Origin of the sequence: Mesorhizobium sp. M1A.F.Ca.IN.022.07.1.1, assembly GCF_003997575.1 — a bacterium.
Classification (GTDB): Bacteria; Pseudomonadota; Alphaproteobacteria; order Rhizobiales; family Rhizobiaceae; genus Mesorhizobium.
This window is the reverse complement of record NZ_RZST01000224.1, coordinates 1-9,825: the sequence shown is the minus strand read 5'-3', so window position 1 is coordinate 9,825 and position 9,825 is coordinate 1. Positions and strand designations below refer to the sequence as shown.

The 9,825-nt window shown below is 65.1% G+C and carries 11 protein-coding genes; 6 read left to right on the top strand and 5 right to left on the bottom strand.

Annotated elements, in window-relative coordinates:
• A partial coding sequence (locus EOA75_RS22105) for a histidine phosphatase family protein (protein ID WP_206517028.1) occupies positions 1-352 on the top strand: 352 nt, incomplete at its 5' end.
• A gap of 12 nt (positions 353-364) precedes the next feature.
• Here the strand turns inward: EOA75_RS22105 and EOA75_RS22100 are convergent.
• From EOA75_RS22100 to EOA75_RS22090, 3 genes are all read right to left on the bottom strand, one after another.
• On the bottom strand, positions 365-1,129 hold the full coding sequence (locus EOA75_RS22100; RefSeq protein WP_095799402.1) for a pseudouridine synthase: 765 nt from the start codon (positions 1,127-1,129) through the stop codon (positions 365-367).
• 254 nt (positions 1,130-1,383) lie between these two features.
• The gene (locus EOA75_RS22095) at positions 1,384-1,968 is read right to left on the bottom strand and encodes a hypothetical protein (RefSeq protein WP_245307477.1); all 585 of its coding nucleotides are present in this window, start codon (positions 1,966-1,968) and stop codon (positions 1,384-1,386) included.
• Between the two features lie 9 nt (positions 1,969-1,977).
• On the bottom strand, positions 1,978-2,418 hold the full coding sequence (locus EOA75_RS22090; protein ID WP_127325150.1) for a hypothetical protein: 441 nt from the start codon (positions 2,416-2,418) through the stop codon (positions 1,978-1,980).
• Between the two features lie 356 nt (positions 2,419-2,774).
• On the opposite strand from EOA75_RS22090, the gene EOA75_RS22085 reads away from it, so the two are divergent.
• From EOA75_RS22085 to EOA75_RS22065, 5 genes are read left to right on the top strand one after another with little or no spacing between them, the layout of a single operon-like run.
• On the top strand, positions 2,775-4,028 hold the full coding sequence (locus EOA75_RS22085) for a sarcosine oxidase subunit beta family protein (RefSeq protein ID WP_127213806.1): 1,254 nt from the start codon (positions 2,775-2,777) through the stop codon (positions 4,026-4,028).
• Positions 4,029-4,041: 13 nt separating this feature from the next.
• Entirely contained in the window at positions 4,042-4,311 is a 270-nt protein-coding gene (locus tag EOA75_RS22080; RefSeq protein WP_067322843.1) for a sarcosine oxidase subunit delta, read from the top strand.
• Positions 4,308-7,187, top strand: coding sequence for a sarcosine oxidase subunit alpha family protein (locus tag EOA75_RS22075; protein ID WP_127325149.1), 2,880 nt, complete (start codon positions 4,308-4,310; stop codon positions 7,185-7,187). Before EOA75_RS22080 ends, EOA75_RS22075 begins: the two co-directional genes overlap by 4 nt.
• Positions 7,180-7,704, top strand: a complete 525-nt coding sequence (locus EOA75_RS22070) for a hypothetical protein (protein ID WP_127325148.1) — start codon at positions 7,180-7,182, stop codon at positions 7,702-7,704. The genes EOA75_RS22075 and EOA75_RS22070 overlap by 8 nt, the downstream gene beginning before the upstream one ends.
• A 51-nt stretch (positions 7,705-7,755) precedes the next feature.
• On the top strand, positions 7,756-8,418 hold the full coding sequence (locus EOA75_RS22065; protein WP_067322852.1) for a TetR/AcrR family transcriptional regulator: 663 nt from the start codon (positions 7,756-7,758) through the stop codon (positions 8,416-8,418).
• A 46-nt stretch (positions 8,419-8,464) separates the two neighbouring features.
• On the opposite strand, the gene EOA75_RS22060 is transcribed toward EOA75_RS22065, so the two are convergent.
• Together EOA75_RS22060 and EOA75_RS22055 are read right to left on the bottom strand one after the other, a co-directional pair.
• Entirely contained in the window at positions 8,465-9,364 is a 900-nt protein-coding gene (locus tag EOA75_RS22060; protein ID WP_127325151.1) for a dihydrodipicolinate synthase family protein, read from the bottom strand.
• A 300-nt stretch (positions 9,365-9,664) separates the two neighbouring features.
• Positions 9,665-9,793: a Rieske 2Fe-2S domain-containing protein gene (locus tag EOA75_RS22055; RefSeq protein WP_245466702.1), complete on the bottom strand. Its 129-nt coding sequence runs from the start codon at positions 9,791-9,793 to the stop codon at positions 9,665-9,667.
• Positions 9,794-9,825 lie beyond the last annotated feature (32 nt).

Genomic DNA, 9,825 nt, shown 5'->3' with positions numbered 1-9,825 from the left:
CAAGAAGGCCGACAGGCAGGAATGGGATTATGGCGCCTATGAAGGCGTGACGACGAAGGAAATCCTTGCCGGACGTCCCGGCTGGCAGTTGTTTCGCGACGGCTGTCCGGGCGGCGAGACGGCAGCCGATGTCGGCGCAAGGGCCGATGCGATCGTGGCCGAAATCCGGACGGCGGCCGGCAATGTGCTCATCTTCTCGAGCTCGCATTTCCTGCGCGTGCTTGCGGCGCGCTGGATCAGCCTGCCGCCGGAAGGCGGCGAACATTTCGTCCTCGATACCGCGAGTCTCAGCATCCTCGGCTACGAGCACGACCTGACCGAACCGGTCATCCGCCGCTGGAACCAAAAGTAGTTCCGGCCCCTGTTAAGCGGCAAGCATCGCCAGCTCCACGGCCGTTAAATGCCGCGCCTTGCCCTTCGCGAGATCACCCAACTGCAGCCTCCCGATCGCCACCCGCACCAGCCTGAGCACCTCGATGTCGAAGGCGCCGAGCATGCGGCGGATCTGGCGGTTGCGGCCTTCGTCGAGCACGATCTCCAGCCAGGCCGTGCGCCCGCCGCTGCGCAAGAGCGCGATCGAGCTCGCCGTCAGCAATTCCCCGTCGACGACAGCGCCTTGGCGGAACCGCTCGAGCATCTTCTCGTCGGGCGCGGAAGCAATCTGCACATGATAGGTCTTGGCGACATGCGAGGCAGGATCGAGCAAGCCGTTCGCCCAGCGCGTGTCGTTGGTCATCAACAGCAGACCTTCGCTCGCTTTGTCGAGACGGCCGACCGGCGACACGAAGGGCAGGTCAAGATCAGCAAGGCAGTCATAGACCGTGCCGCGCCCGTCGGGGTCGTCGCGCGTGGTGACCAGCCCGCGCGGCTTGTTGAGCATAAGATACACTTTTCGTTCCGCGGCGACCTGTGCGCCATCGACTGCGATGCGGTCGCGATCCGGATCGACGCGCAGCGACGGATCGCGCGCCACCTTGCCGGCAACGCGCACGCGTCCTTCGGCGATCATCAGTTCGGCCTGCTTGCGCGAGCAGAATCCTAGCTTCGACAGCGCTCGGTTGAGGCTGACTTTTCCAGCGATCGGTCGTCGCGGGAATTCGGGAAGCTGTCGTAGGGGCTTGCGTGTCATCGGCCGACAGATGCCATGCCGGGCAACGCCGGCGCAACCTGGCCGCCGTGCTTGCACTTCTCGCATTGCCTTTCGCTCGCAGATCGGCCGCACCTTGATCCCGCGCCAGATCCCGGCCGGCCTGGTCGCCACGCTCGCTGGCGGTCCCGTGCTGATGTGGCTGCTCCGGTGACGAGAAGCGGTGCAGCCAGCGTTTCGGGTGGTGACGAGTACCTGACTTTGCTGAACCGGCAGCGTCGTCGACCGCAATCAAATCACGGTTCCGGCGGAGCGCTCAACCGCCGGTAAGGGACGCCGTCGAAGGTTGCCGTCACGAAGCTCTTCACCGACATCTTGCGCTTATGGCCGTCGCTGCAGGCATAGACCGGCCAGCCGGCCTCGCTGCATTCGCTGGCCGCGCAGAGGCGGGCAAGGCAGTTGCCGACAGTCAGCCGGAAGCCGCCTTTGCCGGCGAAGCCCTGCAGCAGGCTGCCATCGGCCGAGCGCCATGTCCGCTGGCGAAATTCCGGCCGCAGGGCCAAAGGTTCGAGAGGGGCGGCGAGATTGGCGGTGCCGGTACGCGCCATGAGCTGAAGACGGTACCGGGCCATCCCGGTCGTATATGCGGTTACGAGGTCGGACTCACCCGAATACGCGGACGCCAGATCGGAGCGGTCGAAGAGAGGAGCCGCTCGCTCGCCTGCTTCTGTTGGCCTCGCAAGGGCAACAAGGGCGACAAGGGCCAAACAAGCTCGCACCATTTTGATTTCCAGCAGCCATGCATCTCCGGCCTGCCAGCGCCCCCGGCTGCCTTCCACACCATCCCGCCAATTGCTGCGCGGTGCAAGCCGCTGCGCCAATAACCCGTGTCACCCATTGGGCGCCGGCGGCAGTTCGAACAGGGTGGCGCCATTCTCCTGTCCCCGCTCGACATAGCCGATGAGCCGAAACCATTTTGCGACGTCCGGTCCATCGAGCCAGCTGCGCGAGTGCACGGGCAGGTTGCCGGCGAGCGCCTGGATGTGGCGGATGTGACGCCTGCAGAAGCGAACGGTTGCCGCTCTGAAGAAGTCCTCCTGCGCGGCAAACAGCGTGTCGGCCGCGTCGCCATGCTCATGCCAGGCGATAAAGGCGACGGCCTGCGCGCCCTCGACCAGCGCATGGGCCCGGCCTTCCTTCAGGTTCATCATCAGATTGTCGTAGGCGGCCTTGCTGTCCTTGCCGGCCGCCAGGTACTCGTCCGACATTCGCTTGGACAGGCCGCGGAAAACATCCTCGAGATCTCCGACCGTCGCTGCGCGTTCTCTCATTTCTCCTCCTGACAGCCCGGCGGGAGTTTGCCCCATGGGAGGAGGATCACCAAGCAAATGAAATCCGCCATGCGCCTGACACGCGCAAATGCATTTCACTTGGCTTAGATGGCCGGTTGCCGCGCTCCCTGCGAGGCGCAGCCTCGATTCCTCAATGGACACAGGTGTCCATTCAAGCTAAGTTCGCCCCGCGCGAAGGTGGACGACTTTGTCGAACCGCGGCAGAACGGGATGGGTTATGGACTTTCGAGGACGGGGCGAGTTGATTGCGCCGGTTCGGTACTGCGCCGCCGATATGGCGTCTCAAGGTTTCTTGGCCCGTTGCACTATCGCTCACGTGATGCGGGCCTGAGCGCATGACAAGGCACTATTCAGCGCTTTCGCTATTCAAGGAAGGCGTCGCCGGCCAGACGGGCTGGGAGAAGGCCTGGCGCTCGCCGGAGCCCAAACCGCGTTACGACGCCGTCATCGTCGGCGGTGGCGGCCACGGCCTCGCCACGGCTTACTATCTCGCAAAGAACCACGGCGTCACCAATGTGGCGGTGCTCGAGAAAGGCTGGATCGGCGGCGGCAACACCGGCCGCAACACAACCGTCGTCCGCTCAAATTACTTCTACCCTGAAAGCGCGGCGATCTACGGATTGGCGCATAGTCTCTACAAGAGGCTATCGAAGGATCTGAACTACAATGTGATGTTTTCCGCGCGCGGCATTCTCACCCTCGCGCATAGCGAAGCGGGAATGGAAACCGCTGCCCGGTCCGTCAACGCCATCCAGGTCAACGGCATCGATTGCGAATTGTTCTCGGTCGAGGACGTCCGCCGGGTGGTGCCGATCTACAATTTCGGCCCGGATGCCCGCTACCCCGTCTATGGCGGCACCTGGCAGCCGAGCGGCGGCACGGCCCGTCATGACGCTGTCGCCTGGGGCTATGCGCGCGCCGCCAGCCGTCTCGGCGTCGACATCATTCAGAACTGCGAGATCAGCGACTTTATCATTGAGAACGGGCGCTGCCGTGGGGTCGTCACGTCGCGCGGCGCAATCCGGGCCGAGCGTACGGGGATGGCGGTGGCCGGCCACTCCTCGGTGCTGGCGGCGAAGGCGGGATTCCGGCTGCCGGTCAATTCCTATGCACTGCAGGCCTGCGTGTCCGAGCCGGTCAAGCCGATCATCGACACGGTGGTGATCTCGCCGGATACGGGCGTCTATGTCAGCCAATCGGACAAGGGCGAACTGGTGATCGGCGGCGCGCTCGACCGCATCCCGTCCTATGGCCAGCGCGGCAACTTGCCGGTGCTGGAAGGCGTGATCGCAGGCATGCTCGAAATGTTCCCGATCTTCGGCCAGCTGAAGATGATGCGGCAATGGGCAGGCATCGTCGACGTCGTCCCCGATTCCTCGCCCATCATCGGCGAATCGCCACTGCCCGGGCTTTTCCTCAATTGCGGCTGGGGCACGGGCGGCTTCAAGGCGATTCCCGCCGGCGGCACGCTGCTTGCCCATTTGCTTGCCACCGGCAGGCACCACGACATCAGCCGGCCTTTCGATCTCGACCGCTTCGCCCGCGGCCGGCTGATCGACGAGGCTGCCGGCTCCGGCATTGCCCATTGAAGGTGTAGAAAAGATGCAGCTCTTTCCCTGTCCGTTCTGCGGGCCGCGCGAAGAAAGCGAGTTTCACTATGGCGGCGAGGCCGGCAATTTGCGGCCCGACGGCGGGGACGTGACGGCCGAGCGCTGGGCCGGCTATCTCCATATGCGCAACAACCCGAAGGGGCCGACTCGCGAGATCTGGATGCACCTGACCTGCGGCGAGTGCTTTGCGATGAGCCGCGACAGCGTCAATCACAAGGTGTCGGGTTCCTCCGTGCTCGGCGACGCGGAGCATGGCGCATGAGCGCTTCGCGTCTTGCCAATGGCGGCTGCGACATCGATCGGGCCCGCCCGCTGAGCTTCACTTTCGACGGCACGCGCGTCGACGGCTTTGCCGGCGACACGATCGCGTCTGCCTTGCTGGCGAGCGGCCGGGCGATCGTCGGCCGCAGCTTCAAATATCATCGGCCGCGTGGCATCTGGGGATCCGGCGTGGAGGAGCCCAACGCGCTGGTCGATGTCGAAAGCGCCGGCGGCCGCGCGCCGAATGCGCGGGCAACGACCGTGCCGGCGCGGGACGGCCTCACGGTCAAGAGCGTCAACGCGTCGCCGACGGCGCTGGCCGACCGCAACGCGGTGCTGGACCGCCTTGCCCGTTTCCTGCCCGCCGCATTCTACTACAAGACCTTCATGTGGCCGGACTGGCACCTGTTCGAGCCGCGCATCCGCGCCATGGCCGGGCTCGGCGTCGTCGACCGCAATTGGAAGCCGCGTCACGTCTCGGACCAGATCAACCACCATTGCGACGTCCTGGTGGTCGGCGCCGGACCGGCCGGCCTCGCCGCGGCTGCCGGCGCGGCGGCAGCCGGGCACTCGGTCGTCCTGGTCGACGACCGGACGCATCCCGGCGGGTCGCTGCGCCACCGTGCAGGCGAAGTCGACGGTGCCAAGGGTGCGGCATGGGTCGATGCCACGGTGGCCCGGCTGAAGAGCAGTGGGCATCTCGTGCTCAGCGATACGACCGCCTTCGGCCTATATGATCACAATCTGGTCGCGCTCAACCAGCTTCACCGCGACGGCCGACCCGACACGCTGTGGCGCGTGCGCCCGCGCCGCATCGTGCTGGCGACGGGCGCGATCGAGCGGCCGGTCCCGTTCGCCAACAACGACCTTCCGGGCATACTCTCCGCTGACGCGGCGTTGAGCTACCTGCGCAGGCATGGCGTCCTTGTCGGCCGGCAGATCGTGGTCGCAACCAACAATGACAGCGCCTACGAGCCGGCCTCGGCGCTGGCTGCGGCCGGCGCTTCGGTGACGGTGGTTGATTGCCGGCGTGAGGGTGGCGTACAGGCGAAGAGCGGTATTCGGGCCCTCGCCGGACGCGCCATTGCAGCGGCGCGCGGCCGCAACGCCGTTCAGAGTGTTCTGCTCGACGACGGTACCGCCCTTGCGGCCGATTGCCTGCTCGTCTCGGGCGGCTGGACACCCACCGTGCATCTGTTCTCGCAGGCAAAAGGCAAGCTCGCCTGGAGCGATCAACTGTCGGCTTTCATTCCCGCAGAAGCGATCGAGGGGATCGGCGTAGCCGGCGCCGTCGCCGGCACGGTCTCGCTTTCCGAGACCTTGGCCAGCGGCCTGGCGGCCCTCGGCGGGTTCGGCTCGGCGCCGCCGGCACCTCGCAGCACTGGCGAGGAAAGAACGCTTGGCGTCGTCAGCCTGTGGCCGAAGCCCAAAGCCAAGGGCCGCGTCTGGATCGACTACCAGAGCGACGTCACCGCCAAGGACGTCGAACTGGCGGCGCGGGAGAATTTTGTCTCCGTCGAGCACCTGAAGCGCTATACGACCCTTGGCATGGCGACCGACCAGGGCAAGACGTCGAACCTGAACGGTCTGGCGCTGCTGGCCGCGGCTACCGGCCGCGCCATCTCGGATGTCGGCATCACCACCTACCGGCCGCCTTTCACGCCTGTGCCGTTCGCCAGCCTGGCGGGAGCGCGTCGGGGCAGCATGCACGCCCCGGTCCGTCGCCTACCGCTGGAGGCAAACCATCGCGCAGCAGGCGGAGTGTTCCAGGAATATGGCGGCTGGCTGAGGCCGGCCTATTACGGAAGCGGCGAAGCCGGAGCCACGATCCAGGAGGATGCGCGGCGCGCCCGGCAGTCCGTTGCGCTCTTCGACGGCTCGACGCTCGGCAAGATCGAGGTGATCGGTCCACGCGCGGCCGAATTCGTCGACTTCATCTATTACAACACCATGTCGACCCTCAAACCCGGCCATTGCCGCTACGGTTTCATGCTGTCGGAAAATGGCGTCGTCTTCGATGACGGCGTCCTGGTTCGTCTCGACGAGCACCGCTTCATCGTCTCCTGCTCGTCGTCGCATGTCGCCGCTGTCCACGCACGTCTCGAAGAATGGCGGCAGGATCGTTTCGGCCGCGATGCGGTCTATATCCACAACGCCACCGCGCAATACGCCACCTTGACCATTTCGGGTCCGAAAGCGCGCGGGCTGATAGAGGCGCTCGATCTTGGTGCTGCGCTGGACGACGCCAGCCTGCCGCACATGGCGGTTACCGCCGGCCGCTTTGCCGGCGACGAGGTGCGCATTGCCCGGGTCTCCTTCACCGGCGACCGAAGTTACGAGATCTCCATCCGCGCCGACCGGGCCGAGGCGCTCTGGGCAAGAATGCAGCAGGAAGGCCGCGCGTTCGACGCCGTGCTGCTCGGGCTTGAATCCCTGATGATCCTGCGCGCCGAGAAGGGCTTCATCGTCATCGGCAAGGACACCGACGGCAACGTCATGCCGCACGACCTCGGCGTCGCGGGACCGCGGACCAAGCGTACAGGTGAGTTCGTCGGCCGGCGCTCGCTTTTCACCGAAGCGGCGAGCCGAACCGATCGCAATCAGCTTGTCGGCCTGGCTGTCGGCGAAGGCGAGGCGCCGCTGGCGACCGGCGCGCATGGTGTGGAGAAAAGCGGCGACCGGCTCCGGAGCATCGGCTTCGTCACCTCCAGCTATCAAAGCCCGACCCTGGGCCGCCCCGTCGCCCTGGCGCTCATCGAACGGGGTGCCGCACGGCATGGCCAAACGATCGACGTTCAGCACCTCGGCGTCCTGCGCCAGGCCACCATCGTCGCGCCCTGCGCCTTCGATCCGGAAGGGAGCCGCCTGCATGCGTAACCTTGCCGAAAAATGGCCCCCAGCGCCCGACTGGACCACCGCGGTCCTGAACACGGACGGGATTAGCGTGCGCACATTGGACGGGCTGAAGCAGCTTCTGGTCAGCGGCGACCTGACGGCTTGGGCGCAGGCTTCGGGTCTCGCGGGGGAAGGCGTCGGTGCCGGCGCGGTTGCCAATGGCGACAAATACATGGTGCGCATCGCGCGCGATCGCATTCTCGCCGTAAGCGAACGGCCATTGCCCGTCGAGGCCGGCTGGCACGCGGCCGGTTTCGCGGTCACGGTCATGGATGCCGGGCTGCATGTATTCGAGATGAAAGGGCCGGGATTGGCCGGTCTGGTCGCCAGGGGCACGGCGCTCGATCCGAGGCAGGCAAGTCCCTCGGCTTCGATCCTTTTTGCCGGCGCCGGCGTTCTCTTCTACCGGTTCGGCAACCCCGATCGGGCGCGTGTGCACGTCGACCGGGGCCTTGCCCCGTATCTTTGGGAGTGGCTCGAACAGGTGCAAGTATTGTAGCGGGGCGGTTTCAGGTCTATCTAGCCGGCATTCAAACCTGGCCGGCCCGACATGCTTTCCGATTCCAGTGCAGAGGCAGTCGTGCGACGGTCCGGTCTGATCGGCAACACCAAGGTGACGCGCGAAGACTGGATGAAGCTCGCGCTGGAGACGTTGATCTCCGAAGGCGTGGAGGCGGTGCGCGTCCTCGCGCTCGGGCAGAAGCTGAACGTCTCCCGTTCCAGTTTCTACTGGTATTTCAAGAGCCGTCAGGACCTGCTCGATCAGCTTCTCGACTATTGGCGCAACAACAACACCCGTTTCATCCTCGAGCAGGCCGGCCGGCCCGCCGCGTCGATAACTGAGGCCGTGCTCAATGTCTTCGAGTGCTGGCTGGATGAGAGGCTGTTCAATCCGCGCTTGGATTTCGCGGTGCGTGCCTGGTCGCGCCACTCCGCCAAGGTCCATCGTATCGTGAACGAGGAAGACGATGCGCGGGTCGATGCCATCCGGGCGATGTTTTTGCGGCACAGTTACGCAGACACCGAAGCCTTCGTGCGGGCGCGCGTGCTGTACTTCACGCAGATCGGTTATTACTCGCTCGAGATCGTCGAGCCGGTGAGCAACCGTCTGTCTCTGACGCCGGCCTACCTGTTCACGCACACCGGCAAGCAACCTCGTCAAGGCGAGGTGGAGGCCTTCGCCGAAAAGGTACGGGTGCGAACCGGCAGTTGACCACGGCCGACTGCTCAGCGGTCCGCAGCGCCGTCACCTTCGTTTCTCAAACACGTTTCAGCGCTGCGAGATCGGAAATCGTCTTCCTGATGACCGCTTCCACTTTCGACCGTTCCTCGCCGCCGATCGGCAGGCGCGGCTTTCGAACGTGTTCCGGAGCGCTGTACACCAGATGCTCGGCGAATTTGATGTACTGCACCAGCTTGACGTCCGTATCGAGATGAAATGCCGGCGTCATCAGCCGGTAGAGCGGAAGCGCTGCCGCATAATCGCCGCCGCGGGCGGCGTTGAACAGCGATACGCACTCGGCCGGCCATGCATTGGTCATGCCCGACACCCAGCCGACAACACCGAGCGTCAGGCTTTCAAGGATAAGATCGTCGACGCCGCAAAAGATGTCGAAACGGTCGCCGAAGGCGTTGAACAGGTCGGTTACCCTGCGGATATCGCCGGTCTCTTCCTTGATGGCGACGATGCCGGAAACATCGACCAGCGCCTTCAGCGTCTCGACGTCGACGTCGACCTTGTAGGCGAGCGGATTGTTGTAGATCATCACCGGCAGGTCGCTGGCCTCGGCCACGGTCTTGTACCATGCCACCGTCTCATGGCGGTCGGTGCGATAGGCGAGACTGGGGAAGGTCATCAGCCCCTCGGCTCCAAGCTTCTGGTAGTTGCGAGCCGCCGCGGCCGCGTCGTCGGTGGATAATTCCGCAAGACCGGAGAGCAGCGGCACCCGTCCCGCCACGACTTCCCTGGCCGCTGAAACCACGGCATCGCGCTCGGCCTGTGTCAGCGTGGCATTCTCGCCAAGCATGGGCAGGACGATCACGCCTGACACGCCGTTCTGAACAAGCCGCTCGATGCTGGCTTGCGTGGCTTTCAGGTCGACTGCGCCGGAAGCCTGCATCTTGGTCGTCACTGCTGGAAACACGCCGCTCCAGGTCATGGAATGCTCCTTGGTTGGGGTGTGGCCGGCGGAGGCGTCATAGAAGGGACGCATGCCGTATCGCCGGTCGGCACCAGCTTCCCATTTCTAACGCCACATGTTGACCTGCCAAGCCGCAAATGCGTCTTCGCCATAGCCCAGCGGTTTGTCGCGAAGAAACCGGCGCCGATCCGTCAGCGGCCTATTGCAGCGGATGCCGATGCGATCGGCGCCAGCAGCAGCATGCCAAAAGCCGGGCGCATAAGACGGCTGCTTCGGGTAACGGCGCCCAACCGGTCGCCAAGGCGCGCGCCGCTCCGATCAGGCCGTCACGTAAATGCTCCCGGCCTCGACGGTGACTGGGAACGTCCGCGCGCGAACGGACGGGTTGACCAGGGCCGCACCCGTCTGGATGTCGAACTCCCACCCATGCCAGGCGCAGCGAACGATTTCGTTCTCGCGGTGGTAGATGAATTCGGGTC